This window comes from Streptococcus sp. NSSLK0004, assembly GCF_059039125.1.
This window is the reverse complement of sequence record NZ_CM180142.1, coordinates 902,798-929,512: the sequence shown is the minus strand read 5'-3', so window position 1 is coordinate 929,512 and position 26,715 is coordinate 902,798. Positions and strand designations below refer to the sequence as shown.

Below are 26,715 nucleotides of genomic sequence, written 5' to 3'. Positions count from 1 at the left end.
AGGAGGGAGTTTATGCAGTACATTGCAGTGATTGGTGATATAATTGAATCCAAACAAGCCTTGGAGCGTCACCTTATCCAAACACAGTTAGAAACTATCTTGCAGCAAGTCAACAAAGACTACGCAGAACACTTTGCCTCCCCTTTTACCATTACTAAGGGAGATGAGTTCCAAGCTCTCTGTCTGCCAAATCCTCATATCTTTCTGATAATCGATCGGATTCAAGAGGTATTTTATGGGCAAATCGGCATCCGTTTTGGCATTGGTTTAGGGGAAATTCTGACAGAAATCAATCCCAAACAAAGTATCGGAGCTGATGGTCCAGCTTATTGGCAGGCCCGTGAAGCGATTGACTTTATTCATAACCACAATGATTACGGCAGTAGCCAGATAGCTTTCTCATCGGATGTCAATCAGCTTAACCAGGCCGTAAATGCACTTTTAACCTCTGGCGACTATATCAAGGCTGGTTGGAATAAGACTCAGCATGAGTTTTTTCAACTCCTTCTAGGTGCTGGCGTTTATTCTGAAGAATTCAAGCAAAAACCCTTGGCGCAAGCTTTTGGAATCAGTCAAAGTGCCTTTACCAAACGTCTTAAATCAAGTGGAGTCAAACTCTATCTTCGCAATCGACAAACAGCCATCAATCTTATTTTACAGAGTGCCAGAGTCTTAAAGAAAAGGAGTGACCAGACATGAGTTTTTTACCTTTATCTTCCTATCTGATGAATCAACCAATTCTAATCATGCTGATTTTAGCCCATCTTATCAGCGATTTTGTACTCCAAAACCAGACACTTGCAGATAATAAAAAAGAACAGTTCTCTGCCCTTCTTGTCCATCTTTTCTTGGTTGCTACCGCTCGGACTGCTCGCTTTGCTATTTCCCCGTCAAAACAATGATTTACTCTTCCAAGTTTGGTTGAGCCACGTGGCGATTGACTATGGAAAATACTTTCTCAGCAAGCGTGGGCTAATCAAGGATGCGTGGGAAGGAATTGCTTTTCTAGTGGACCAAGCCTTGCATCTGTTTGCTATTGTGATTCTTTATCAGCAAATTGGAGGCAATCTTTCGACTCTAAGTCCCTTAGCTCAGGCCCCTTCCTTTGTTTACTTCAGCCAACAGTTGCTCTTTTTGATTACTGTCACCAAACCGGTTAATATTATCTTCAAACTCTTTTTTAGCAAATACCAAGTAGTAGAAGAAGCGATAGAGACAGAACAAACAATTTCTGGTGCAGGAGCCTTAATAGGACAATTGGAACGCTTGATAATGGGAATTTTGCTCCTATTAGGGCAATTCACAGCTATTGGTTTAGTATTCACAGCAAAATCTATCGCACGCTATGATAAAATTTCAAAAAGTCAAGCATTTGCTGAATACTATTTGATTGGTTCGCTGTTTAGTATTATTAGCGTCTTGGTATTATACGTTTTATTGATTTTATAAAATTTATAAAAGGAAAAGTTTACATAATTTATTTTGTGTAAACTTTTTTTAGAATTCAAATCGCAATACAATCTCATCTTCATCGTATTCGCCCGTTTCAACAAAGCCAAGTGATTGATATAAAGCTTTGGCTGGGGTGTTTTGGGATAAAATGCAGAGCTGAACAGCTGAAAATTTTCTTTCTGTGCGGAATTTTTCCAGCAACTGTGTCATAGTCTGACGACCCAAACCTTGTCGCTGAAAATTCACATCAATAAAAAATTCAGAGATGAGATAGGCTTGTCGTTCAGGAAAATCATGGTATAGAATCAAGCCAACAGGACAATCTTGCTGGTAAATCAAATAAGCCTGGCTATCAAACATTCGATAAGCAAAGGCACGTGCCAAGGTAGTTACCTTATCGGCGACAAACTCCGCTTGGTCAGGAGAAACAGATAACGGAACTCGCCAATTATCAGGACTGACAGGAACAAAATCTAGCATAAAACATCCTTTCGTATTTGTTTGTATTATATCATATTTTTTTATTAATTAAATTTCCCTATATACATCTTTCCGAAAAACTATAATTTTCTTGAAACTTGTATAAGACTATGCTATACTACTGATATAGATACATTCAGGAGAAAATGATGAGACGTGAGTTATTACTAGAAAAAATTGATCAACTAAAAGAAATCATGCCTTGGTATGTCTTGGAATACTATCAATCAAAGCTGTCCGTTCCTTATAGTTTTACAACCTTGTACGAATACTTGAAAGAATACAGACGTTTTTTTGAGTGGTTACAGGATTCCGATTTGGTATCGGTTGAACAGATTGCTGACATTCCGTTGGATGTTTTGGAACATTTGACAAAAAAAGATATGGAGGCTTTCATACTTTATCTGCGGGAGCGTCCTTTGCTGAACGCCAATACCACACAGAATGGTGTGTCGCAGACCACCATTAACCGTACCCTGTCGGCTCTCTCTAGTCTCTTCAAGTATTTAACCGAAGAAGTGGAGAATGAGCAAGGCGAGCCCTACTTCTATCGTAATGTCATGAAAAAGGTATCCACCAAGAAAAAGAAAGAAACCTTGGCTGCTCGGGCGGAAAATATCAAGCAAAAGCTCTTTTTGGGTGATGAGACCATGGAGTTCTTAGACTATGTCGATACGGAATACCAGGTCAATCTTTCTAAACGTGCCCTCTCCTCCTTCCAGAAAAACAAGGAGCGAGATTTAGCGATTTTGGCACTTCTCTTGGCATCTGGTGTCCGTCTCTCTGAAGCTGTTAATCTAGACCTTCGCGATGTTAACCTAAAAATGATGGTGATAGAGGTCACACGTAAGGGTGGTAAGCGGGACTCGGTCAATGTGGCAGGTTTTGCTAAACCTTATTTAGAAGCCTACATGAGTATCCGTCAGCAACGCTATAAGGCTGAAAAAACAGATACCGCCTTCTTCCTGTCCGAATATCGTGGTCTTCCAAATCGTATCGATGCCTCTTCTATCGAGAAAATGGTGGCTAAATACTCCGCCGACTTCAAGATACGAGTAACACCCCACAAACTCCGTCACACATTAGCCACTCGACTTTATGATGCTACCAAGTCGCAAGTCTTGGTCAGTCACCAGCTGGGTCATGCCAACACTCAGGTAACAGACCTCTACACCCACATTGTCAATGATGAGCAGAAGAATGCTCTGGACCAACTATAATGTTACATAAAATGAATTATGTAAACAACAACTAGGAGTAAGCACAACTTACTCCTAGTTTCTTTTGCTATAGTAATTCCTTCAATTTTTCCTGATTAACAGCTGGGTACTGGTCCAAGAATGAAGAAATTGTTTTTAGGACAGTTGGAATATAACCTGTCAGGTCATTTTCTACCTGTAAAACGAGAAGTGGCTCATGGAGGCTCATGCGAAGCAAGAGCCAGCCATCACCATAAGGTGCAGCCAGATCAAAGCGTACTCCTTCTTCGTTTTCTGGGTTAAAAGCAAAGCCTACGAGCTTGGTTTTACGAAGTTCAGCAATGACCTGTTCACCCAGTGCTCGATAGTCTGCCGCTTCTAGTTTGAAACGCACTTCTTGGGTTTCAAGCGGTTGTTTAAGCTGGGCAATCAAGTCGTCCAAGGACTTGCCTTGAGCTTGCAGTTTTGGTAAGAGCATGAGAATCTTAGCCGCCACATAGGTTCCGTCATCAAGGAAGTAATTCTCTTTGAAGGCTGCATGTCCTGATGTTTCAATAGCCAACTGGCAGTCGATTCCTTCTTGATTGGCAAGAATAGCACGATTGATGACATTACGGTAGCCTGAAATATAGCGAATTTGTTTGCCTCCCAGGCTTTCTATAAAGACCTTAAGGTGTTCAGTCGTTGGGGAATTGGTTACAATGCTGGTTCCTGGATGTTCAGCTAGGATAATCTGGCTAAGCACGGCAATCAGGTTGTTACGATTGAGAATTTGACCTGACTTGGTGACCAGGGCGGCACGGTCAACGTCGGTATCAAAGATAATACCAAGATCTGCACCTTGCTTCAAGACAGCCTGACGAATGCTTTCCATAGCTTCCTTGTTATCAGGGTTTGGAACATGATTTGGGAAAGTGCCGTCTGGGTCTAGGAATTGTGAGCCTGTAGTGTCTGCTCCTAACTCTGCCAACACTTTCTCAGCAAAAAATCCGCCTGCACCATTTCCAGCATCAACGATAATGTTGAGATTGGCAAGTGGTTTTTCTTGTCCGCCACAAGCGGTACGAATTTTGCCAACTAAGTCTTGGGCATAAGGCGTAATCAAGTCTGCGTGGGTCACACTTCCAAGAGAAGTAGCTGGCAAGTCTTCACTATGTGAGAGGATGAAGTCAATATCTTCATGCTCTGCTCCGCCATTTTCCGAAAAAATCTTAATGCCGTTGAAGTAATACGGCAGGTGGCTGGCAGTAATCATGACACCTGCGTGGCACTTGAACTGCGGATACTGGGTGCTCATGAAGAGGGCTGGCGTAGTGGCCATACCGAAGTCGAACAGCTGAACGCCCAAACGCACTGCTTCTTCTGTGAAGGCGGCGACCAAGTCTGGACCACTGAGGCGGCTATCTCGGCCGATACCAATCTTGAGTTGTCCTACTTGATAGGCTTGAGCAAGTTCAGGCTTCTGGGTCAGCCAATGAATTAGTCCGCGAACCACTTCCTTGGTGGCTTGTGGAGTGAGATTGACAGCATATTCGTCTGTAGCGATAGCAATTCCACGAATATCCGATCCGTTTTGCAAGACGTGATGGTGTGACATAGTAACCTCCTAATTTATCTAGTAGCTTCAGTATATCACAAAATCAAAACGCTTTCAAAAGGAAAAAGTACAGCTCCTATTGTACTTTGGTGATGGTTACGGTGGTGCCGACGTCTACTCGACTTTCCACTGAAATAACTAGTTCCAACTGATTCAAGACCCGCTTGGTCAGATACAAGCCAAATCCTGTGGCTTTTTGGTGTTCACGGCCATTAAAACCTGTAAATCCCTCATCAAACAGGCGAGGAATATCTTCTGCCAAAATGCCAATTCCCGTATCAGTAACGGAAATTCCCCCATTCAATTCAATAGCCACCTTACCACCAGTCTTATTGTACTTGAGGGCGTTGTCGATTATCTGTGACAGGGCAAAACTGAGCCATTTCTTATCGGTTTTCAGTAGCCACTTTCCATCGATGGTCACCGAAATGTCTTTTTGCAAGAACTGATTGCGGTATTTTTTGACCAAATCGACCACTACTTCTCTCACTTCCACCTGCTCAAAGCGAAAATCGCTGGCATGGTTGGTCAGCTTGAGGTAGTTGAGGAGATTTGCCATATAATTGTCCAAGCGTAAGAGCTGATGATTGACATCCTGCTGGTTGAGATTGTCAGTCTGGCTCATCAAAGACAGGGCAGCCAAAGGCACTTTCATCTGGTGAGACCACATTTTGACCATAGCTTGCAAGTCTTCCTCTCGTGACTTATAATCCAGGAGCTGCTCCCGCGTCGTCTCCTTCTCCGCTTCAATCAAGTTGAGATAGGCAAGGTCCACAGGCTTATTGAGCAGGGGCAAAGCTTCTTCATGAACATAGTCTTCCAAGGCTCTCATGCGGTTGCGAAACTTCCAGAATAGGCCTACAGTCAGTAGGATGATGAGGGTTAGGGACAATAGCAGAGCGTTTTGCAGAAATTCGCTGGGCAATTGGTAGAGATAGAAAAGCAAGATAAAACTGCCAGATAAAACAATATATGAGAAATAAAAACTCCTATATTCACGGATAAATTTTGCTATCATTTGACCAAGTACCCCACGCCACGAACGGTATGAATACGGTCAAATCCCACTTCACTCACCTTCTTACGCAGTCTGGTCATGTTGACATTGAGCGTATTCTGGTCGATAAACTCTTCATTTTCCCAGAGTTTTTCCAAGAGTTCTTCCTTGCTAACAATCTGCCCTTGTCGTTCTAGTAAGGCGGACAAAATCTTAGTTTCCGTAGGAGACAATTGAACCTGATCCGATTCGTTTGAAAATCGTCCGTCTAAACTAAGTTGAAACTGGTCAATTGACAAATCAGTTGATTTACTGAATTGATTGACCCGACGCAGAAAGGCACCGATTTTGGCATCTAAAATTCCCAATGAAAAGGGCTTGGACACAAAATCATCGCCCCCCATGTTCATAGCCATGACTGCATTCATCTCATCATCACTAGAGGAGATAAAGATAATGGGCATGGTCATGGTTTTACGAATTTCAGTCGTCCAGTAAAAACCGTTGTAATAAGGCAGGCTAATGTCCATCAGCACCAAGTCTGGTTTAATTTCCGCCACTTCCTGACTGACAGCTCGGAAATTCTGCACACTTTCCACCTGATAAGTTTTTCCTAGATGTTGTTTTAAGAGCTGTACAATCATTTCATCGTCTTCAACAATATAAATCTTTTCTTTTTTCATCTTCTTCATTCTGTAAAAGCCAGGACACAGGTCTTGGCTTTCTATTTATATATTTCTTTCCGATGCCCGACTTCAAGGGCTGTTACAATCAATTTATCATCTTCAATGCTGACGATAACCCTGTAGTTGCCGATACGATAGCGCCATTGGCCAGAACGATTGGCAGTCAAAGCTTTTCCGTATTGTCTGGGGTTGTCACACCCGTCAATATGCTTATAAAGATAGCGCAAAATCAAACTTGCAGCGGTTTTATCCATCTTTCGAATTTGCTTTTGGGCCTTAGCAGACAAAATAACCTTATAACTCAATGCCCAACTCCTCAGCCATTTGTTCTAATGTTATCGGCTCAATTCCATTCGCCAAGTCTTCTTGGTATTCTGCCCAAGCAATGTCTGCCACACGCGCATCGTATTCATCTTCAAGGGCTTCAAGGGTTTTAGTTCGAATGAGTTCTGACAAGCTGACACCTTCAAACTTTGCCATAGCCTGCATAAAGAGCTTGTCCTGCTCAGAAACTTTCAATGTGATAGCCGCCATTTTCTCACCTCTTCGAGTATTTCTTTGGTATTACCATTGTAACACCATTTCCCTAAAAATGCAAGAAATCTCGCACAAGGCGAGACTTCTGCTACCGTTCAATAATGCGGTAATAGGTGCGACTAGTCCACTTGTAAATGACGAAGTAAATCAGAGCGACTGCCAGTAGGGTAATTCCGCTGACCGTATAAATCATAAGCGAAGAGGTGACACCAAAACTCAGTAGCATTTGCTTGAGCATGACAAGAGAAATCACGAAATGCAAGGTCGCCATAGCCAGTGGCATAAAGAAGACCAAAAGCGTTTGAGAGTTGATTGTCTTTTTGACCGCTGCTGTACTCATGCCCACTTCTTGTAAAATCTTGTAGGATTTCTTGTCCTCATGCCCTTCTGAGTACTGCTTGTAGTAGATAATCAAGGCCGCACCCAGTAGGAAACTAATTCCCAGCAAGAAACCTGTAAAGAGGAAACCGCCTGTAAAGCCCATCAGTAAATTGTTGAAATCCGTGCGTTGCATGACATTTCCAAGATATTCTCCATTTTCATCGAGAATTTCATATATTTCACCAGATTGCTCTCCAAGAGAGAGTACCTCTTCATCAGTCAAATCGGTAAAGACACGGTAGTCCAGACTGGTTAGATAGCCTTGAGGATTATATGATTCGTAGTACTCACGAATAACGTTTAAAACTGTATCATCTTTAACCACCATAATAGCTGCGGCTATTGTATTGGTAATATCCGGGAAGATTGCCTTATCAAGATTGGCTACATTCTCAAAGGTTTGATCGCCCAAAACAAGCTTCTTCAGCGATGGTTTTTCGCTCGGACGCATAAAGACCACTTGATTGGCAGCAAGCTCTGGCAGGTCATTGCCCAATTTTCTGAAATCATCTTGGGTGATGAAGTAGGTAAAGGCCATTTTGCTAAAGTCTGGATTGGCAATAGTTTCTGGGCTAATGACAATCTCTTCGCCACCATCATAGACCAACCCAGCTTGATAGGTTAGGTAGGATAAATTGTCATTGGCTTTTTCTGGAAAATGGCTGAGCACCGATTGCTGATAGGCAGCTTCACCTTGACTTCTATCCGAAACTTTATAGGTAATCGATGTTTCCTTGGGATATAGTGCACCTGTCATACTGCTTATACCTGTATAAAGGGACGTTGTGGTCGCAATGGTTACAAAGGCCATGACCGCAAGCAGTGTGATATTGGCCAAACCCGTTGCGTGCTGCTTCATCCGGAAAATCATCTGCGATGTCGTAATGAAATGCTCTGGCGTATAGAAATACCGCTTGTTTTTCCGACGAGCCTTCAAATACCAAGTCATAAAGCTGATGTAGAACAGATAGGTCCCCGCAATGACAAAGAGCACAGCGATAAAGAACCGATAGATAAGAGCTAGACCTGCTGCTTTCGATGAAAGTGATAGGTAGTATCCAACACCCAGTCCCACTACACCAAGGGCAGCCAGAAGGACATTGCCTTTTGGCTCCCTCTCTCCTTTTTCACTAGCTCGGAACAAAATCAGTGGACTGGTCTTACCGATGGTCCGAATGGCTAGCAATTCCAAGAGGAAGAAGATGCCTGCAAAGAGAAAGGCGGTCATGGCAAATGCCAGAGGGGCTATTCCAAAATGCAAATCACTATAATGTGTTAGATTTACAAAAATCAAGTAGAGAACATTTGCAAACACACCAGCTAAGACAGAACCAAGAACCACAACTAGCAAGAAAATCATCATCAATTCGATGCTGGCTATCAAGGCTACTTTTTTCTTGTTCATCCCCAGCATGTTATAGAGACCAAATTCTCTCGCCCGTTGTTTCATCAGGAAATTAAAACTATAAATCTCCATAATGACCGAGAAAATGGTCAGAACAATCACGCCAAGACCGATAGAAACGGCACCAGAGCCCATGGTCTTTATAACTGGACTCAGCATGAGTAAGAACATGGAACAAATCAGAGTAAATAGCACAAGACTGGCTAAAACGAAGGGAGCAAAAACACCCATGGATTTTCGGATATTTTGCCCAGCAAGTTTGAGGTAAAACATCTACTCACCCCCTAAAAGTGCAGACATGTTGAGCGAAATCTCCTTGGCAAAGTCTTGATTGCTCTTGTCTGCCTTGTACAGTTGATGGAAAATGCGACCATCTTTGATAAAGAGAACCCGTTTGGCATGGCTGGCTGCATTGGCTGAGTGGGTCACCATGAGAATAGTTTGACCGTCACGGTTGATGTCTTCAAACAAATTCAGCAAGTCTTCTGAATTGCGATAATCTAGGGCAGCCGTCGGTTCGTCTGCTAGGACAATCTGTGGCTGGGTAATCAAACTGCGGGCAATGGCCACGCGCTGCTTCTGTCCACCAGACAGCTCAAAAGGACGTTTTTTCAGCAAATCTTGAATGCGTAGTTTGGGAGCCAGAACTTTCAAACCTTTCTCCATTTCTTGATGGCTCTCACGCGCCAATACCAGAGGTAAAAAGATATTGTCTTGGATGGATAGGGTGTCCAAGAGATTAAAATCTTGGAAGACAAAGCCTAGGTTACGCAAACGGAAATCCGCCAGCTTGCTTTCCTTAATTTTCGTAATATCCTGATTGTTTAAGATAACCGAACCCCTCGTCGGCTTGTCCAAGGTTGCTAGAATGTTGAGCAAAGTCGTCTTACCAGAACCACTTTCCCCCATGATGGCGATAAACTCGCCCTCCTCTACCTTAAAATCCACATCTTGCAAGGCACGAGTTTCCTCTTTTGAAAAGCGCGTGCGGTAAACTTTTTCTAAATGATTGATTTCTAATAACATAGTTACTCCTAATTCCTTATTCACTGTCTAAATCAACTTGGTCAAGAACTGTTTGATAGTCGATTCGGTCTGATTCAGCAATATTATCTTCTAAATCTACCTTATAATAACCATCCTGGACACCGATGGCCCATTCCTTGTTAGAAGTAGTGTAAAGATTATTCAAGGAAACTGTTTCTTTGACAGAACCCTCTTCTTTGACAACGGGCCATTCCATAAACTTGCCTTCTGTTCCTCGAATACTATCTTCGGCAACTTCCTGTTTGCTAACGGCATAGTCTTTTCCCTTGTAATGGAAAGTTTGATAGCCCTCATCAAAGCTAAGACCTGCTGAAGAGGAAGAGCAAGCGGTTAGCATTATACTACCAAAAGCCAGCAGACAAAATACTTTCTTTTTCATAGTTTCCTCCCTCTAGTATGCCATAAATCGCATACTTTGCAAATTCTGGGATAATTCCTCTAAGAATTCTGCCTGTTCCAAGAGTTCAGCCTTTTCTTTTTCTGAGAATACCACTTCTTCCATTTTCTTGGCTTGTAAAAATTTGAATGACATATGATTTCCTTCTTTCGTTTTCTTATGAGTCTATTATAGAAAATATTCTTTCTGTACTCACTTACAGTTCTGATAAAAAAACTTACAACTTTGTAAGGAAAGAAAAAAGACACCATTCTGGCATCTTTCAATCTATTCTATTTTGTCTCTCCGATAAAAGCAATCATTTCATCTAACTCTTTCTTGCTTTCCGTTACAAGTAGATAGGCATCATTTCCCTGAAGTTCCGCAAAGGCATCTGGCATGCGTTTGACGGTTTTAATCTTACCAGCGAATTTCTGATGAATGTCATCTGCTGAGTGAACATAGTCAGTCGTATCACGACGAGTTGCTACCAGACAATATTGAGGCTCAAATCGACGTTCCTCAACTGTAGCACCAGTCACCACATTGGCATAGTCACGGAAAAGGTCAATCGAATGAGCATAGTTGTAAGCTTCTACAGTGAAGCCACCTGCCATACGGTTGTTGTATTCAATCGCGATGTAATCTTTGCCGTTCTTGAAAAATTCAATATGGAAGAAACGTTCTTTCATACCGAAGGCTTTGATAATCGCATGACCATATTTTACTAATTTAGGATCCAACTCCTTCTCTATGAAATAAGCATTGTCTTTCTTGCTTTGCATGAGTTCAAACGGTGTGTGTACATAGGTCAAGCCTGTTTCGAAAACAACATTTCCCTTGCTGTCCACCAATCCATCATAGGTTGTGATAATGCTTGAGTTGACAAATTTCTCAAAGAAATAGGCTGTTTGACCATCCCAAGCTTCTTTAAAGGTTTCCAAATCTACTTTCTTTGTGAGTTTAAAGGTACCAGATGCCCCAACACCGTTGTCAGGCTTAGCAATCATTGGAAAACCAATTGTCTTAACAGCCTTATCAATGTCTTTCTCCGATTTGACAACCATACCTGGAACTACAGGAACACCTGCTTTGGAGAAATATTTCTTCATTTCAGACTTGAATTTTGTCTTTTTAAGATGACTTGGCTTAGCTCCAAAAATATTAAATTGTTCACGGAGTGCGGCGTCATTTTCTAACCAGTGCTCGTTGTGGGATTCTACACGGTCAATTGGACCATGCTTGTATATCAAGAAAGCAGCTGCACGCTTGACTTCATCAATATTTTCCAAATCATTGACACGGAAGTATTCTGTAAGAGCGTTGCGGAGTTCTTCTGGCAATTGATCGTAAGGTTCTTGCCCGATACCTAGAACCGTAACGCCTTCTTTTTTAGCCAATTCAATGGTGAAGGGTTGGAAATTTTCAGGATAAAAAGGGGAAATAACGAGATAATTCATAGGCAGTCCTTTCTAATTTTTATAGTCCGATGGAGTGAAGGAAGAATGGCATTTGCTTTCTCCACCATACCCAGTCGTGGGCCACATCGGTGCCCCAAGTGTCAAACCAAGCTGGGATATTTTTCTCTTCAAATGCGCGTTTAAGATTGTAGAAAGAGTCTAAACCGTCTTGCTCCCAATCGCCCAAACCGGTACAAACGATAATATCAGCTTGACGGTATTTGTCAATAAACCAACCGTCATTCTGATTCCAAATGTAGTCAGATGGTGAGTTCTGATAAACAGCATCGTCATTGCCATAGTCTTGATTGTTGTTGAAGAAACGAGCATCATAGACACCTGAAAGGGCGATAACTTTCGTGAAAACATCCGGATGCTGGAGGAAGAAATTCAGCGCGTGGTAGGCTCCCATAGAGCAACCAGTCGTCATCATCCCATCGAACCAGCCAGTTTTATGTTTGATAAAGGGAATCGCTTCTTCAATCACATAGCGTTCGTAGGCGCGGTGAGCTTCTGCTTTGTCATGAATAGATTTCCAGTCTGCCAACCAGCTTTCACTGTCGTAACTCGTTAAGGTGAAAAATTGAACATGACCTGCCTCGATAGATCCACGGCAAGCTTCAATCATCCCAAAATCCGCATACTCATTATAAGAACCGCCTGATGAGGCAAAAACTACCACAGGAATCCCAGCGTGACCATAACGATTTAGATTCATTTCACGGCCTAGATTTCCAGACCAGTGACTTAAAAATTCTACATGCATATTCATACTCCTAACAATTTCTAATCTATTACCATTTTTCACTTAAAAAGCGCAAGCAATCTGGCAAATAAGTTGCCCAAGCCTCTTCATTATGGACCGCACCTGAAACGACTTCCAAGGCGATATTGTCCAAATCCACTCCGCCAGCGATCAATTGGCGATAGTAAGTCAGAGAGGAATTGATATAAGCTTGCTTGATATTACCTGCCATCAGCGTTTTATCTGTATCATCTGCTTCTTCTGTCCCAACGTAGATGTAGACTCGTTGCTCTGAGTCTAATTGTTGACGTTCAATATAACGGTCGAAAGCATCTTGATGAAGCCAGTTGGCTGATGAAAAGACACCCAGACAGCCAATCTGGTCTTGATAAGCCAATCCCATAAATTGTGTGATATTACCCCCTAAAGATGAACCAATCATAGCTGTGTGGGCCTTGTCAGACTTAGTACGGTATTCTTGATCGATAAAGGGCTTCACCACATCCATGACAAATTCGGCATATAAGGTTCCCTTGCCACCAAACTGAATGCCTGGAATCCCCATTTCGCTAAACTTCCATGCGGCATATTCATGCATCCGTTCAGCACCATCATTGTCAATGGCCACAATAATCATCTTGGCAATATCTGGATTTCGCTTGATTGTCGGAATGACTTTCCAAGAATGTCCAGAAAAGGCTTCTTTACTGTACAAAACATTTTGTCCATCATGGAAGTAGACAACTGGATAGGTCGTTTCCGTATTTTCTTCGTAACCTTTTGGCAATAAGACACGGACACGACGCTTTCGACCAGTGAATGGAACGTCTAATTCATGGGTTTTCATATCCAAATAAAAATAGGACTTATTCATATACATCTCTTTCTAACAGTATTTTTAGTATTATACCATAGTTTTTGTGAAATATTCAGAAAATTTAGTTATTTTATTACATTATTCTGATTTTCCGAACAATTTTTGCTCCGTTTTCAAATGCTCCTCATAGCTCTGGCGATAACTTTCCAGTTCTTTCAGTTCACGACTGGTCAGATTTTCAAAGATAGCCAGTTCAATTCTGTCCTTATCTCTTCTCCAGGTCGCAACCAGTCGTCCCTTATAGAAAACAACAGGTTTGACAATACCTGTCAGTGTATACATCTGGCGGATATGCTTGGGGTCAAAGAAAGGGTTGGCTTTCTTTTCATAGCCTAGTAAGAGTTGGTCAAATCCTGCTATGAAGAGGCAGTCAGGCAGTTGAGCTTCTTCTAATTCTCCTAGATAATAACGTTCTTCTCCAGCTACTTCAAGAGTTTTCAGGTCTAATTGCTTCATCCATTTTAGGACCGTCGATTTATTTTCCTTAAAATAGTAACGGGCATCGGCTAGGCTGACAGGTCCAAAACCTGCAAAATACCGTCGAGCGATTTCCAGCTCTGCTTTTTCCCGCGAAAGTGGCTGAAAGTCTGTCAGACGGTGAAAACGCTTGGCACCGTATTCTTGATAGACTTCCCCACGCTCGACCATGTAGCGAAAAAGACCGCCCCAAGCATTAAAGACCAGCTTCTCCTCTTCCTGAGTTATCTTTTCTGCACGACAGAGGGTCTTGAGCTCCTCGCGGGTCATAGGACTTTGACCAAGGGCTTCTAAAATCAGCTGGTGGTACTTCTGCTTTGTCTGAGGGCTAAACCCGTCTCGTCCTTCTGTCTTGAGGTAGTCGGTGCTGGCCAGCCGCCCCTCGTGGATATAGAGGGGAATTTCCGACTGGAGATAGGCATGGACTGTTCGCCGAATGGACCACTGGCGAGTCAGCTCCTCCTGCCAGCTACTCTCATAAAAATCCTCCACTGTCATACGGTTACGAAATCCGACATGAACATAGGGCTGAAACTGAGCCTGCAAACCATTGAGATTTTGGCAGATTTGCTGAACAGACTGGGGTTTCAACAGACCTTGTTTCTGCAGAATAATTCCCTTCCAAGTATCGTGGTGCATCGTATTTCTCCTCCGCTCTTCTAATCCCAGTATAACACAAAAGACACCCGAAGGTGTCTGGCATGAAATTCTCTCATTTCAACTTCTTATAAATATCGGAGCGATGTCCGACATGGAGATTGAGCAAGACCAGTTCTCCTTCGTCAACGACAGCAATGATACGATAGTTTCCAACACGAAAGCGGACATAGCCAGCTAAATCGCCCGTCAGATATTTTCCAGGAGAACGTGGGAAATCCACATCTACCAGGTGCTTATCAATCCACCTTGCAATCTGCCGACTGGTTCCCTTGTCTAACTTGTCCATATCATCGAAAAAACTAGGTGCGTAATCCACACGATACTTAGCCATAGCGTTTCATCATTTCTTCATGACTATAGGTTTTCTTACCACTATCAGACCATTCTTGATAGGTCTGTTCTGCCTTGGCAATATCGTACATATCCTCTAATTTCTCTAAAACGGCTTCCCGAATGAAATCCGTCTTGGTCATATGCTGACCAGCAGACACTTCCTCGATTAACTGGACCAAATCTTCGTCAAAGCGCACCGCAATCGGTTTTGATAAGGTTGGCATTTCTATCACCTCTTCATGTTTACTATGTAAACATTATAGTCTGAAATAGGAAAAATGTCAATCAACTTTCCAGACAACACAAAAGACACCCGAAGGTGTCTGGAGCTAGCTGATTATCTTAGTAAGCCAAAAACTCTTCCAAGTCCTTGAGGGAACGCTCTGCTATTGCCTCATAACGCTGCTTCTTATCGCGGATACGCGGCCCGTCCAGCTCCTTGATGATGCCAAAGTTGACATTCATAGGCTGGAAGTGTTTGCTTTCAGTGTGGGTGATGTAAAATGGCAGAGCTCCGATAGCTGTGGTCTGTGGGAAGATGACTGGGTCTTCGCCACGGAAACGGCGAACAGCATTGATGCCGGCCACTAAGCCAGAGGCGGCAGACTCGACATAGCCTTCTACTCCTGTCATTTGACCAGCAAAGAAAAGATTTGGATTTTTCTTGGTCGCAAAGGTCTGGTCCAATAAGTTTGGCGAATCCATGTAGGAATTGCGGTGCATTACGCCGTAGCGGACAAATTCAGCATTTTCAAGTCCTGGAATCATCTGGAAGACCCGCTTCTGCTCACCCCACTTGAGATGGGTTTGGAAGCCGACAATATTGTAAAGGCTACCTGCTGCATTGTCCTGACGGAGTTGCACAACTGCGTAAGGTGTCTTGTATTCGCCGTCACGAGGTCCCTTGTAGTCTTCTGGGTATTCTAGTCCAACAGGTTTCATCGGACCATACAGCATGGTTTTGATTCCACGTTTGGCCATGACTTCAATCGGCATACAGCCTTCAAAGTATTTTTCTTTTTCAAAGGAATTGAGCGGCGCCTCTTCGGCTGAAATCAAGGCCTCATAGAAAGCGGTGAACTGCTCCTTGTTCATCGGAGCATTGAGATAGGCAGCTTCTCCCTTGTCGTAACGGGACTTGAGATAGACCAAGTCCATGTTAATGGTCGAGCTATCCACAATCGGTGCTGCCGCATCGTAGAAATAAAAACCGTCGCCACCATTGAGTGCGTGAATCTTCTCCGCCAAGGCGTCGGACGTCAAAGGTCCCGTCGCAATAATTGTGATAGCATCTTCAGGGATTTCTGTAATCTCACCGCGAATGACCTCAATCAGTGGATGATTGTGAATCTCATCTGTGACCGCTTGGGAGAAATTCTCGCGGTCCATGGCCATAGCACCACCGGCAGGCACCCGGTGAGCCTCTCCAGCCCGCATGATAATGGAATCCAAACGGCGCATTTCTTCCTTTAGAAGTCCTACTGCATTGGTCAAACTATCACCACGGAAAGAGTTGGAACAGACCAACTCGGCAAACTTGTCGGTCTTGTGCTGGGGCGTCGGCTTGACACCACGCATCTCGTAGAGTTTGACAGGAATGCCACGCTTTGCAATCTGATAAGCAGCTTCAGAACCAGCCAAGCCAGCTCCGATAACGTTAATGTGGGTTTGAGACATGAAACTAATACCTCTAGCCAGAATTACTGGCTACCGTTTGGGAATGACCCAAAACAGAACCTTTCTAAATTTTAATACCTATCCAGTATATCAGAAAATGGCTGGAAAAGACAAAAACTACTCTCATGGAAACGAAAGTAGTTTTTACATAATTTTATTTACGAACAATCACTGAACCAGTTCTGCTATATCTTCAATGACCATGAAGTCCCAGCCTTTACTCCGATAAGCATCAATTTCTTGGTCACTGTAATAGAATGTATTTAATAATGCTGAATCTATCCCTAATTCCTGAGCGATTGCAATATCGGTTGTCAAATCATTTCCTACTAAGAGCGTCTCCTCAGGTATTAAGTCGTTTTCCTTCATGACCATTTGGAGAAAGGCAGGTTCAGGCTTTTTCATGTGATAGTCAGAGGAAATATAAATTTTTTCCATAAAGTCTGCACAACCAGTCATTTCTATTTCTGGTTGAGTAAAGCTTCGTTGGGCATTAGAAAGAATAATCAAATGGCTTCCTTTTTCCTGTAAAGTGTCTAAGACGGAAAGAGTATTTGGATAAGCTTCTAATTTTTCTCTTGATAAAATTCTGAATATATTAGCTATCATTTGTCCAAAGGTTTTCAAATCTTTTGGAGTATTTAAAGTTTGGCGAGTACATTTTGCATCCGTCAAAAGACGGACAAACACTTTTTCCAAGTCAATTTCAACAAATTCATGGGGACTGGTGCGAATCAAGTTTATCTCTTCCTCGCTTGCGATAGTCTCAAAACAGCTTTTTAATTGTCTCGCACGATAGGTGCACCCAAAAGAATTGTATAAATCCGCAAGGTATTCCCAAAGTTCTAGCTTGTTTTCATCTGTTCTAATATCTACTAATGTCCCATAAAAGTCAAAGATATAATTTTTGTAAATTTTCATGATACTCTCCTCACCAGTAACATTATATATACAGTATAGCACTATGTGAAATCGTTTGCAACATTTCTGTAAAAATTCCCTATAAAATTTGTATCTAAAACATGTATTTTTATATTACAGAGTATTGATAATAGATTGCCAGAACGCAAAAAACCACCCTTTTGGGTGGAAAATCTATTTGACTTTTTCTTCCTCGTAGTCCCCGTTTGGACAAACTACTTGCTTACCTCCGCCACGGACTTTTTTCTCTACAAGATAGTGAGAACATTTTGGACAAGAACGTCCGACTGGTTTGTCCCATGAAGTAAATTCACAATCTGGATAACGGTCACAACCGTAGAAGAGACGGTTTCGTTTGCTCTTGCGCTCAATAACTTGCCCTTTGTGGCAGTCTGGACAGACAATACCAATTTCCTTAGTGATTTGTTTGGTATTGCGACAATCTGGAAAGTTGCTACAAGCATAGAACTTACCGTATTTTCCAAGTTTAATGACCATTTCATGTCCGCAAACATCACAATCAAAACCAGCTGGCTCATCTTTGATTTGGATTTTTTCCATCTCAACTTCTGCCTTAGCCAACTCAATCTTGAACGGCTGGTAAAAGCTATCGATAATCTTCTGCCATTCTTCCTTACCGATTTCAATGTCGTCTAATTTTTGCTCCATTTCAGCTGTAAATTTAACATTGACAATATCTGGGAAGAATTCAACAATGAGTTTATTAACTATTTCGCCCAATTCGGTCGGTTCAAATCGTTTGGCAGCCAGCTTGACATAGTAACGCTTCTGAATCGTTTCAATTGTCGGTGCATAGGTTGACGGACGTCCGACTCCGTTTTCCTCTAAAGTTTTAATCAAGGTTGCTTCTGAATAACGTGCTGGTGGTTGAGTAAAATGCTGTTCAGGATTTGTCGTTGTACGAACAACTATATCGCCTTTCTCCATATCTGGCAACATCTTGTTCTTGTCTGCGTCGTTATAAACAGCCATATAACCGTCAAATTTGATCTGGCTACCATTGGCAGTAAAGATAACACCATTTTGCCCCAAGCGAACACTCATGGTATCAAATACAGCAGCAGCCATCTGACTAGCCACAAAACGATTCCAAATCAGTGTATAAAGGCGAAGCTGATCCTTATCCAAATACTTGGCAATGGATTCAGGCGTTAAGTTAACATTAGACGGACGAATTGCTTCATGGGCATCTTGAGCACCTGAAGCATTCTTGACCTTGCTACCATGTTTGGAGTAGTCTGCTCCAAAACGTTCAGTAATAAAGTCTGCAGCCTGCGCTTGTGCAACAGGGCTAATACGCGTCGAATCTGTACGCATATAGGTAATCAGACCTTGAGAACCACCAGTTCCCAAATTAACTCCTTCATAAAGCTGCTGGGCAACCATCATAGTCTTACGGGTACGGAAATTGATTTTATTAGCTGCATCCATCTGCATAGTAGAGGTTGTATATGGAAGTGGTGCATTGCGCTTACGCTCTTTGCGTTCCACTTGCTCAACCAAGAAGTCATCTCCTTCAAGACGGGCCAAAATCTCTTTAACTTGGTCATTATTCTCAATTTTGACCTTCTTACCATCCATGCCATAAAAGGCAGCTTGAAATTTCTTGTTTCCTTTCTTAAAGATAGCATCGATTGTCCAGTATTCTTCTGGTTTGAAGTTGGTGATTTCGTTCTCGCGGTCAATAATTAATTTGAGTGCTACTGACTGCACCCGACCTGCTGATAAACCTTTTTTAACTTTTTTCCAAAGAATTGGTGAAATAGAATATCCTACGATACGGTCTAGGACACGGCGGGCTTGTTGAGCATCAACCAAATCCTGATTGATGGCGCGTGGCTCCTTAAAGGCATTTTTTACCGCATCTTTGGTAATCTCGTTAAAGACAACACGGTTCTTATCATTTTCATCTAGTCCGAGAATATGAGCTAAATGCCACGAAATCGCTTCTCCTTCTCGGTCCGGGTCACTCGCTAGGTAAACTTGTTTAGCATTTTTAGCTTCTTTTTTAAGAGAATTAATCAGCGGCCCTTTACCTCTTATATTGATATATTCCGGTTGATAATTATTTTCAAAGTCAATAGACATGCTAGACTTTTTCAAGTCGCGAATATGGCCAACCGATGCGACTACACGATAATTACGACCTAGGTATTTTTCGATAGTCTTAGCTTTGGCAGGAGACTCTACGATAACTAAATTTTTCTTAGTATTGGTTGTTTTTTTCTTGCTTGCAGTTTTTGTTGCCATTCTTATTCCTTTGATTGAATTTGTAGTTAGTAACTGACCACAACTCAGAAAAGAATAAACTATTTTTTATTACGTGTCAAGAGTTTTAATTTCCTATAGGAAAACTCGATTTAATTTTTATAATCGGAAAGGATGTCAAACCCACTTGTGATGCACTTTGCACCTTCTTGGATTAGGTGATGACATCCATCTGATTTTCCATCCAATATCGAACCCGGTATGGCAAAAATTTCCCTACCTTCTTCTAGGGCTCGTTCACAGGTTATCAAACTTCCTGAACGCTGCTTAGCTTCAGCAACGACAACTCCACTTACTAAGCCGGAAATGATTCGATTTCGTTCTGGAAAGTGGTATTTAAGAGGCTGACTGCCTGGTGGGTATTCTGATAAGATTAGATGTTTTTTGCTTATGTAGTCTTGTAGAGCAGTATTTTCCTTAGGATAATGAACATCTAGTCCTGTTCCAATCACTGCAATAGTTTGCCCTCCATTTTTTAGACTAGCTACATGAGCCGCTGTATCAATCCCCCGTGCCAATCCACTAACAATGACAAAACGATTTTGCAATTCCTTTATAATCTTCTGAATAGACTGGATGCCTGTCTGACTGGATCGACGAGACCCAACTACTGCCAACTTGGGCTTAGCCAGCAACTCCAAATCTCCCTGATAAAATAGCAAAACAGGTGGATTGTAAATCTGCTTGAGCTCCAAAGGATAGATATCATCTAGGATAGAAAAGGACGGGAATTGATTAAATTCCTCACGACAAGCTTTAATATCCAGATTTTTGTAATTCTCTATAAATACAAGAGGATTTTTATGTTCGGATACAACTGCTATATTGCGAAGGGATAACTTCTTGTTACACTGCTCCTGATAGGATAGGACTTTATTGATGTGAAGATTCGTCAATCCAGCCTTTTTCAATTTAAAAATTTCAAAATTATTCATATTTATCACCTCAACTTATCAATTCGCAAGTAAAAACAAAAAACAGCTCTAAGCTGTTTCTTGAAGATGAAAATAGAGCGCTCCAATAATATTGGCGTCATTGTGATAATGACAAGAAGTAATAAGAGGAGAATCTAAGAATGTACTTGGTACTCCCTCGTTACTAATCACTTTTTGATAAGCAATATTGATATGATCAATTAAAAGGATCTGGTTACTAATACCGCCACCAATGACCAATTTATCCAACTGAAACAAAATTCTTAGATTAAGAATGAGATAGGCAATCTCTTGGCAGTACTGATTAAATAAATTTGTCAATTCTACATCGGTTCCTGCCGATAAGCGAGCAAACACTTCGGGGCCATCTTCTGTCTCTAAACCTAATCGGTAACTAGCCTGTGTGATAAAACGAACAGCTGATCCTGAATTGGCTACCAAACTTCGAATCCCACGCCAGTTAAGATCTAGAATATGCCCTAGATTTTGCAAAATATTTCCCTCTTCTCCTTCTTTAAAATGGCTAAGCGGTCGAGTAAGTAATCCCTTGGCTTGTAATTGAGCGAGATTGGTAAGCTGTCCTTCAGAGACTAAAGCCAAGCCCACACCTGTTCCTAACACTAAAGCTGCTCCACAGTAAGACTGAACAAGATTGCCAGAAATTGCTTCCGCCAAACCAGCAGCATCTGCATCATTGAGAACTGTTACAGGTAGGCCTGAACATTCTGATAGATAGGATCCCAAAGGTATAGCTTTCAAGTAGGGAATGAGCCCACCTGAACGAACATAGCCTGTTTTAGTCTGAATAGAGCCTGGACATGCTATACAAACACCAGAAATATAGGGACGATACGTCTCGATTAATCCTTCTAATAGTTTTAAGAACTCCTCTTTAGTTGCTGGAGTTGACTTTTTATCTCGTTCAGAGAATTCTCCACTCTCTGTTAGTAGAGCGTACTTTATAAAGGTACCTCCGATATCGATACTAAGATATTGTTTCATTATCGACAGAAATCTCCTTGATAACACGCGCAGGGTTGCCTGCTAAAACAACATTATCACCAAAAGACTTGGTGACAACACTACCTGCACCAACTACAACATTATTACCTAATGTTACACCAGGAAGGATGGTCACTCCGCCCCCTGCCCAAAAATTATCACCGATTGTGATGGGTGCACCATACTCTGCACCCGAATTTCTCTCGTCAGGATCTAGCGGATGCAAAGGAGTCAATAATTGTACATTTGGACCAAGCATAGCATTTTTCCCAATCGTTATCGGACAAACATCCAACATAGTGCAATTGAAATTGGCATAAAAATCCTCTCCGACATGGATATTACTACCGTAGTCACAGTAGAAATTTGGCTCCATATAAATACGCTCACCTGTGCGTCCAAACCAGCTTTTCAATATTCTTGAACGGCTATCACCATCTAATTCATTATTAAACTCTTGCATGTTTCTACGAGCAATTGTCCGCATTTGACGTAATTCTAGATCGGCGGCAATGTATAACTGACCAGCAATCATTTTTTCTTTTTCTGTTGGCATCGTTTTCTCTTTTCTATTTTGTATCTTTCTCCTATAATAGAACTTCTTTTTATAAAAGTCAAACCTTCAAACAGTCTATCGATATAATAGCCATGTGCTCATTAATTTTAGGCATTGAATAGGTAATGAAGGTTAAATATAACAAGATACTTTTATTGCGGAATAGTTTTTTCTTTACATTTTATCGTTTATACCTTATAATCTAGTTATCAATACTAGATGAAAGAGAGTTGATAATAATGACCTACAAAATCCCTTACTGGCAAGACCTTCCTGATTTAGATTTATACCTAGATCAAGTACTCTTATATGTCAATCAAGCAACCAGTTCATCCGATGACCTTGACCAGAAAAGTTTGACGGCAGCTATGATAAATAACTATGTGAAGCATAAACAGATTGAGAAACCGATAAAGAAAAAATATCAAAAACATCAATTAGCAAGGTTAATCGCCTTGTCTATCTTAAAAAATGTCTTTTCTATTCAGGAAATCAGCCAAACCTTAAACCTTCTTCTCCTATCAAGCGACTCAGAAACCTTATACAATCATTTTGTAGATTGTATGCTTGATAAGGAGAGTGAGCAGACACCTGAAATCATTCGCTATGCTTGCCAGTCCGTCAAACTCTATTACAAAACACGTCAGCTCACCATTGAGTTAGAAAGGAGCCACCATGAATCCTAGTTTAAAATTAAGCCTTCAACTTTCTTTCGGAGAGGAAGTCGCAAATAGCGTAACACATGCTGTTGGAGCCTTGCTCATGTTGGGTTTATTGCCGATTACGGCTATTCATTCTTTTCAAGACTATAACCTAACTGCAGTGGTTGGAATGTCTATTTTTGTCATCAGTCTATTTCTCATGTTTTTATCCTCCTCCATCTACCACTCCATGCCCTACGCCTCCACTCACAAGTACATTCTCCGCATTATCGATCACAGCATGATTTACATCGCCATTGCTGGGAGCTACACACCTGTTGCCCTTTCCTTAGTCGGTGGCTGGCTGGGCTATCTGATTGTTGGTTTGCAGTGGGGATTGACCATCTTTGGAATTCTCTATAAAATTTTTGCTAAAAAAATAAACGAAAAATTCAGTCTTTTTCTCTACCTCTTTATGGGCTGGTTAGTTGTGTTTATTCTGCCTGCTATTCTGCAAAAGACTGGAATGGTATTTGGCATTCTTATGCTGGCTGGAGGATTGTCTTATACTATTGGTGCTCTCTTTTATGCTAAGAAAAAGCCTTATTTCCACATGATTTGGCATCTTTTCATCCTACTTGCTTCAGCCCTTCAGTACATTGCGATTGTGTATTTTATGCTATCAGAAAACAGCTTCTAGTCATGCTAGAGGCTGTTTTTACTACATTAAACTAACTATCATACCAAGCAAGTAAAGGACTGACACGATTCCCAAAAATACCAAATGCGCCTCTCGGCTCATGACCACATAGCCAACAAATTCACGAATGAAGGCATTAAGGCTAAAGTAAAATTTGGTTTTTGCTCCATAGCCAATACATTTTATTTTCAGTTTTCGTGCCAATAGCAGAGCTCTGAAAACGTGATAGTAATTGGTTACAAGGGCAAATCGACTGCCAGGTTTCATCAGGGCATAGGAAAATTTCAAATTTTCCTCGGTGTTAGTTGATTGGTTTTCTATCACAATATCTTCCGCAGGAATGCCCTGCTCCATGGCATAATGTGCCATAGCCTGCCCCTCTGCCAGGAGTTCATCAGGACCCTGTCCGCCTGACATGATGAGCTTGCTGCCAGGATGTTTCTGGTAGATCGCTATGCCTTTTTCAATCCGCGAAGCCAAAAGTGGTGTTACCTTATCACCAATCAAGCCAGCACCTAAGACTACCACATAATCAAGCTTTCCTGGGAAGAGATTGACCAGATTGACAAAGCTAGACGTGGTATAGAGCATGCTGATGATAATAGCATAGGACACCAAAAAACCAACGTAGACGAACAGCATGTTGAAAAAGCTGATGCCTGAAAGGGATTGGACCACAAAGGGAGCAATAAAGAGATAGAAAGTTAAAGCTATCGCTAAGCCCAAGGACAAGAAATTATGGAAGCGAACTCCTTCTCTCTTTAAAATCTGAAAACCATTCAGATAGAGCGTTATCAAGAGCACAAATGGACCACTTAACAAGGCTAAGGCCAAAAGCATAGCTACTGCAATAGCCAACAATCTCAACAGCTCATTGTTTTCTAAAACACCTGTTGAAATAATCCATGCCAATGCCCAAATCAGTATATTCAAGGCAAAGAGAGAAATGAAGATAGATCGACGTTCACGGAAATACAGAAGAGCGAATAAGCCCACTGAAGCTAGAAAAAGCCAAAAAAAGACTGTCACTACTTCCTTCCTCCCTCTACCATTGACTTAATCGGCTCAAAGGTCTTGCGGTGAATGGGCGTGATGCCTAGCTTGTTCAAGCCTTCCAAATGCTCTGCCGTTCCATAACCAGCATTCTTAGCGAAGCCGTAGCCTGAGAACTCCTTATCATAGTCAGCCATCATCTTGTCCCGCGTCACCTTGGCCACAATAGAGGCTGCTGCGATAGACAGGCTGTTGGCATCCCCCTTGATGATAGAGGTTTGCGGAATTTTCGTGTCCAACTTCATAGCATCTATTAAGAGGTGTTCAGGCTCTTGGCTCAGTTTGCCCAAAGCTTCCAACATAGCTAACTTAGTCGCCTCGTAGATGTTTACCTGGTCGATGACTCCTGCATCTTTTATACCCACACCGACTGCCAGAGCCCGCTCCATCACCTCTTGATAGATTGCCTCATGCTTGGACTTGGGAATTTTCTTGGAATCGTTGAGGTAGCGGATTTTGCAGCCTTTTGGCAAGATGACTGCTGCTGCCACTACTGGACCTGCTAGAGGCCCTCGGCCGACTTCGTCGATACCAGCTATCCACTCCACCCCATTTTCATAAAGGGCTTTTTCGTAAAATAGCATAGCCTCTAAGCGAGCATCTTCTGCTGCTTCTTTTTCCAACTCCTTTTGGCGTTTCTTGATAGCAGCCTGTACACCTGCTCGTACGTCCTGAGCCAAGTCTGCCCAAACAGGACTGTCTAGACTATCCACCTGAGCCAGCAGAGCTGTCACTTCTTTAATCGTTGCCATCTAAGTCACTCACCTTGTCTAATGTGTAAGTTCCCAAGCGACCATCTCGTACATCCTTGACAAAGAGATTGTAAAAACGGTCATAATCATCACGGAAACCTAACTTTTTAGTCCATTCCATGATGAGTTCAGGCGTTTCCTGCTCCAAATCCATGCCCTTGAACCGCTCTTGTAAACGTTCTGGGTAGTTGGCCTTAAAATAGTCCAAACCAAAAATAGTCACTTCATCCATAGGCAATAGCTGGTCCTTAATCGCACCAGTTAGAGCCAACTTAAGTCCAACTTCCTGGTCCTCAAACTTAGGCCACAAAATCCCCGGTGTATCAAGAATTTCAAGGTCTTTATTGGACTTGAGCCACTGCTGTCCCTTGGTCACACCAGGTTTATTGCCAACAACCGCAATCTTTTTGCCTGCCAGACGGTTCATCAGCGTAGATTTACCCGCGTTTGGAATACCGATAATCATAGTCCGCAGTGTTTCTTTTTGAATGCCTCTTTCGCGTAGTCGCTCAATCTTATCTTTCATAAGACTCTTGGCTGCGTCGGTCACTTTTTTTACGGTAGCCTGCTCTTTTGAGTTGATAGCCAAGGTGCGAATCCCCTGACCTTCAAAGTAGCTCTGCCATTCTTTCGTACGGATAGGGTCAGCCAAATCGACCTTGTTAAGAATCATGAGTTTTGGCTTGTCGCCGACAATCTTGGTCAGCATAGGGTTTTGGCTAGATAGGGGCAGGCGAGCATCGACCAGAATGGTCACAAAATCAACGTGCTTGATGTTTTCCTGCACCTGACGGCGCGCCTTGGACATATGGCCCGGAAACCATTGAATAATTGCCATGAGTGTATAATTCCTTTCCTAGTTAGAGTTTGAGGCCCTTGGTTTTCAATATTCTCTAAAAATCAAAAAACAAACCAATTTTTTTCAATTCAATTTATCTTGCAGTTCAAATGCTGCTTCTTATGTGTTGAACTTGCATTTCTATCTTATTTGAAACATCATTAACTCTCTTTCAATTTTTGAAAGAGAGTTAATGATTGCTAAAAGAACTGACTTTAACTATTTTATCATAACTTCAAACTAATGTTTAGAAAAATGGCCAAATGGACGGAGTTTTTATCAGGTTTGAAACAAGAACGGAATAGAATTGATTCTTCGAATGAACTGACTTTAGCTGATAAGCTATTGTTGCTCAATCAATTGTATAGCATTATTACAATTCCAGGAAAAAACTATATCGGAGGCTGGGCAAAATTCGTAAGAAAATTAATTTACAGAAAAACTACCTCAAACTTGATATAAAATAGGAGCCCACCATGCGATGGGCTCAACGATATCAACCTAAAATCCATTTCTGTTTTGTTCTCAAATCGAGTATTAACGTAGCAGTGTTGAACTACTAGCTTATTTCTTAAAACAATTCATTATAGAAACTGATAATTTTCACCAGTGATCAATATAAAAACTACTTTGTCAAAAATC

29 protein-coding genes and 1 pseudogene are annotated in these 26,715 nt (G+C 41.8%); 5 read left to right on the top strand and 25 right to left on the bottom strand.

The genetic code is table 11. From position 1 onward, the window contains the following. Nucleotides 1-12 precede the first annotated feature (12 nt). Both AC4CS8_RS04790 and AC4CS8_RS04785 read left to right on the top strand, forming a co-directional pair. Nucleotides 13-699 (top strand): SatD family protein, encoded by a 687-nt coding sequence (locus AC4CS8_RS04790; RefSeq protein ID WP_493893794.1) that lies wholly within the window; start codon nt 13-15, stop codon nt 697-699. Next, nucleotides 696-1,449, top strand: a pseudogene (locus AC4CS8_RS04785) (DUF3307 domain-containing protein). The gene AC4CS8_RS04790 and the pseudogene AC4CS8_RS04785 overlap by 4 nt, the downstream one beginning before the upstream one ends. 48 nt (nt 1,450-1,497) lie before the next feature. Here the strand turns inward: AC4CS8_RS04785 and AC4CS8_RS04780 are convergent. Beyond that, a complete protein-coding gene (locus tag AC4CS8_RS04780; RefSeq protein WP_493893793.1) occupies nt 1,498-1,932 on the bottom strand; it encodes a GNAT family N-acetyltransferase in 435 nt (144 codons plus the stop codon). 149 nt (nt 1,933-2,081) lie between these two features. Here AC4CS8_RS04780 and xerS point away from each other — a divergent pair, with 149 nt between their 5' ends. Then, nucleotides 2,082-3,152, top strand: coding sequence for a tyrosine recombinase XerS (gene xerS / locus AC4CS8_RS04775; RefSeq protein WP_493893792.1), 1,071 nt, complete (start codon nt 2,082-2,084; stop codon nt 3,150-3,152). Between the two features lie 67 nt (nt 3,153-3,219). Here xerS and AC4CS8_RS04770 read toward each other — a convergent pair whose 3' ends face one another. The 21 genes from AC4CS8_RS04770 to AC4CS8_RS04670 form a co-directional block, all read right to left on the bottom strand. Beyond that, the gene (locus AC4CS8_RS04770; RefSeq protein WP_493893791.1) at nt 3,220-4,728 is read right to left on the bottom strand and encodes a phosphohexomutase domain-containing protein; all 1,509 of its coding nucleotides are present in this window, start codon (nt 4,726-4,728) and stop codon (nt 3,220-3,222) included. A gap of 76 nt (nt 4,729-4,804) precedes the next feature. Then, on the bottom strand, nt 4,805-5,746 hold the full coding sequence (locus AC4CS8_RS04765; RefSeq protein ID WP_493893790.1) for a sensor histidine kinase: 942 nt from the start codon (nt 5,744-5,746) through the stop codon (nt 4,805-4,807). Further along, entirely contained in the window at nt 5,743-6,417 is a 675-nt protein-coding gene (locus AC4CS8_RS04760; protein ID WP_493893789.1) for a DNA-binding response regulator, read from the bottom strand. Before AC4CS8_RS04760 ends, AC4CS8_RS04765 begins: the two co-directional genes overlap by 4 nt. Before the next feature lie 32 nt (nt 6,418-6,449). Continuing rightward, nucleotides 6,450-6,665, bottom strand: coding sequence for a type II toxin-antitoxin system RelE family toxin (locus tag AC4CS8_RS04755; RefSeq protein ID WP_371314982.1), 216 nt, complete (start codon nt 6,663-6,665; stop codon nt 6,450-6,452). A gap of 40 nt (nt 6,666-6,705) precedes the next feature. Beyond that, complete coding sequence (gene relB, locus AC4CS8_RS04750) at nt 6,706-6,945, bottom strand: type II toxin-antitoxin system RelB family antitoxin (RefSeq protein ID WP_015646833.1); 240 nt, start codon at nt 6,943-6,945, stop codon at nt 6,706-6,708. A 91-nt stretch (nt 6,946-7,036) separates the two neighbouring features. Beyond that, nucleotides 7,037-9,007 carry an FtsX-like permease family protein gene (locus AC4CS8_RS04745; protein ID WP_493893788.1) on the bottom strand — a complete coding sequence of 657 codons (1,971 nt, stop codon included), beginning with the start codon at nt 9,005-9,007 and terminating at the stop codon, nt 7,037-7,039. Further along, complete coding sequence (locus AC4CS8_RS04740) at nt 9,008-9,760, bottom strand: ABC transporter ATP-binding protein (RefSeq protein ID WP_493893787.1); 753 nt, start codon at nt 9,758-9,760, stop codon at nt 9,008-9,010. A 16-nt stretch (nt 9,761-9,776) separates the two neighbouring features. Continuing rightward, complete coding sequence (locus AC4CS8_RS04735) at nt 9,777-10,160, bottom strand: NisI/SpaI family lantibiotic immunity lipoprotein (RefSeq protein WP_493893786.1); 384 nt, start codon at nt 10,158-10,160, stop codon at nt 9,777-9,779. A 12-nt stretch (nt 10,161-10,172) separates the two neighbouring features. Beyond that, complete coding sequence (locus AC4CS8_RS04730; RefSeq protein ID WP_493893785.1) at nt 10,173-10,313, bottom strand: hypothetical protein; 141 nt, start codon at nt 10,311-10,313, stop codon at nt 10,173-10,175. A 137-nt stretch (nt 10,314-10,450) separates the two neighbouring features. Beyond that, nucleotides 10,451-11,617: an ATP-grasp domain-containing protein gene (locus AC4CS8_RS04725; protein WP_493893784.1), complete on the bottom strand. Its 1,167-nt coding sequence runs from the start codon at nt 11,615-11,617 to the stop codon at nt 10,451-10,453. Between the two features lie 19 nt (nt 11,618-11,636). Beyond that, on the bottom strand, nt 11,637-12,383 hold the full coding sequence (locus AC4CS8_RS04720; protein WP_024376612.1) for an esterase family protein: 747 nt from the start codon (nt 12,381-12,383) through the stop codon (nt 11,637-11,639). A gap of 28 nt (nt 12,384-12,411) precedes the next feature. Beyond that, the gene (locus AC4CS8_RS04715) at nt 12,412-13,236 is read right to left on the bottom strand and encodes an alpha/beta hydrolase (RefSeq protein WP_493893783.1); all 825 of its coding nucleotides are present in this window, start codon (nt 13,234-13,236) and stop codon (nt 12,412-12,414) included. Nucleotides 13,237-13,317: 81 nt separating this feature from the next. Continuing rightward, nucleotides 13,318-14,355 carry a DNA glycosylase AlkZ-like family protein gene (locus AC4CS8_RS04710; protein WP_493893782.1) on the bottom strand — a complete coding sequence of 346 codons (1,038 nt, stop codon included), beginning with the start codon at nt 14,353-14,355 and terminating at the stop codon, nt 13,318-13,320. 73 nt (nt 14,356-14,428) lie between these two features. Further along, the gene (locus tag AC4CS8_RS04705) at nt 14,429-14,707 is read right to left on the bottom strand and encodes a type II toxin-antitoxin system RelE family toxin (protein WP_493893781.1); all 279 of its coding nucleotides are present in this window, start codon (nt 14,705-14,707) and stop codon (nt 14,429-14,431) included. Further along, nucleotides 14,700-14,933: a type II toxin-antitoxin system RelB family antitoxin gene (relB, locus tag AC4CS8_RS04700; RefSeq protein WP_493893780.1), complete on the bottom strand. Its 234-nt coding sequence runs from the start codon at nt 14,931-14,933 to the stop codon at nt 14,700-14,702. Before relB (AC4CS8_RS04700) ends, AC4CS8_RS04705 begins: the two co-directional genes overlap by 8 nt. 118 nt (nt 14,934-15,051) lie before the next feature. Further along, nucleotides 15,052-16,386 (bottom strand): methylenetetrahydrofolate--tRNA-(uracil(54)-C(5))-methyltransferase (FADH(2)-oxidizing) TrmFO, encoded by a 1,335-nt coding sequence (trmFO, locus tag AC4CS8_RS04695; RefSeq protein ID WP_493893779.1) that lies wholly within the window; start codon nt 16,384-16,386, stop codon nt 15,052-15,054. Between the two features lie 168 nt (nt 16,387-16,554). Continuing rightward, nucleotides 16,555-17,307, bottom strand: a complete 753-nt coding sequence (locus AC4CS8_RS04690) for an HAD family hydrolase (protein ID WP_493893778.1) — start codon at nt 17,305-17,307, stop codon at nt 16,555-16,557. 174 nt (nt 17,308-17,481) lie between these two features. Next, entirely contained in the window at nt 17,482-19,578 is a 2,097-nt protein-coding gene (topA, locus tag AC4CS8_RS04685) for a type I DNA topoisomerase (protein ID WP_493893777.1), read from the bottom strand. A 110-nt stretch (nt 19,579-19,688) separates the two neighbouring features. Continuing rightward, nucleotides 19,689-20,531, bottom strand: a complete 843-nt coding sequence (dprA, locus tag AC4CS8_RS04680; RefSeq protein ID WP_493893776.1) for a DNA-processing protein DprA — start codon at nt 20,529-20,531, stop codon at nt 19,689-19,691. Nucleotides 20,532-20,579: 48 nt separating this feature from the next. Beyond that, complete coding sequence (locus AC4CS8_RS04675) at nt 20,580-21,533, bottom strand: ROK family protein (protein ID WP_493893775.1); 954 nt, start codon at nt 21,531-21,533, stop codon at nt 20,580-20,582. After that, a complete protein-coding gene (locus AC4CS8_RS04670) occupies nt 21,517-22,089 on the bottom strand; it encodes a sugar O-acetyltransferase (RefSeq protein WP_493893774.1) in 573 nt (190 codons plus the stop codon). Before AC4CS8_RS04670 ends, AC4CS8_RS04675 begins: the two co-directional genes overlap by 17 nt. Before the next feature lie 239 nt (nt 22,090-22,328). On the opposite strand from AC4CS8_RS04670, the gene AC4CS8_RS04665 reads away from it, so the two are divergent. Further along, nucleotides 22,329-22,775 carry a DUF1836 domain-containing protein gene (locus AC4CS8_RS04665; RefSeq protein WP_493893773.1) on the top strand — a complete coding sequence of 149 codons (447 nt, stop codon included), beginning with the start codon at nt 22,329-22,331 and terminating at the stop codon, nt 22,773-22,775. Beyond that, nucleotides 22,765-23,430 carry a PAQR family membrane homeostasis protein TrhA gene (gene trhA, locus AC4CS8_RS04660; protein WP_493893772.1) on the top strand — a complete coding sequence of 222 codons (666 nt, stop codon included), beginning with the start codon at nt 22,765-22,767 and terminating at the stop codon, nt 23,428-23,430. Before AC4CS8_RS04665 ends, trhA begins: the two co-directional genes overlap by 11 nt. A 21-nt stretch (nt 23,431-23,451) precedes the next feature. Here trhA and AC4CS8_RS04655 read toward each other — a convergent pair whose 3' ends face one another. From AC4CS8_RS04655 to ylqF, 3 genes are read right to left on the bottom strand one after another with little or no spacing between them, the layout of a single operon-like run. Beyond that, on the bottom strand, nt 23,452-24,459 hold the full coding sequence (locus AC4CS8_RS04655) for a YdcF family protein (RefSeq protein ID WP_493893771.1): 1,008 nt from the start codon (nt 24,457-24,459) through the stop codon (nt 23,452-23,454). Beyond that, nucleotides 24,459-25,235: a ribonuclease HII gene (gene rnhB / locus AC4CS8_RS04650; protein WP_493893770.1), complete on the bottom strand. Its 777-nt coding sequence runs from the start codon at nt 25,233-25,235 to the stop codon at nt 24,459-24,461. The genes AC4CS8_RS04655 and rnhB overlap by 1 nt, the downstream gene beginning before the upstream one ends. Further along, nucleotides 25,222-26,073 (bottom strand): ribosome biogenesis GTPase YlqF, encoded by an 852-nt coding sequence (ylqF, locus tag AC4CS8_RS04645; RefSeq protein ID WP_493893769.1) that lies wholly within the window; start codon nt 26,071-26,073, stop codon nt 25,222-25,224. Before ylqF ends, rnhB begins: the two co-directional genes overlap by 14 nt. Nucleotides 26,074-26,715 lie beyond the last annotated feature (642 nt).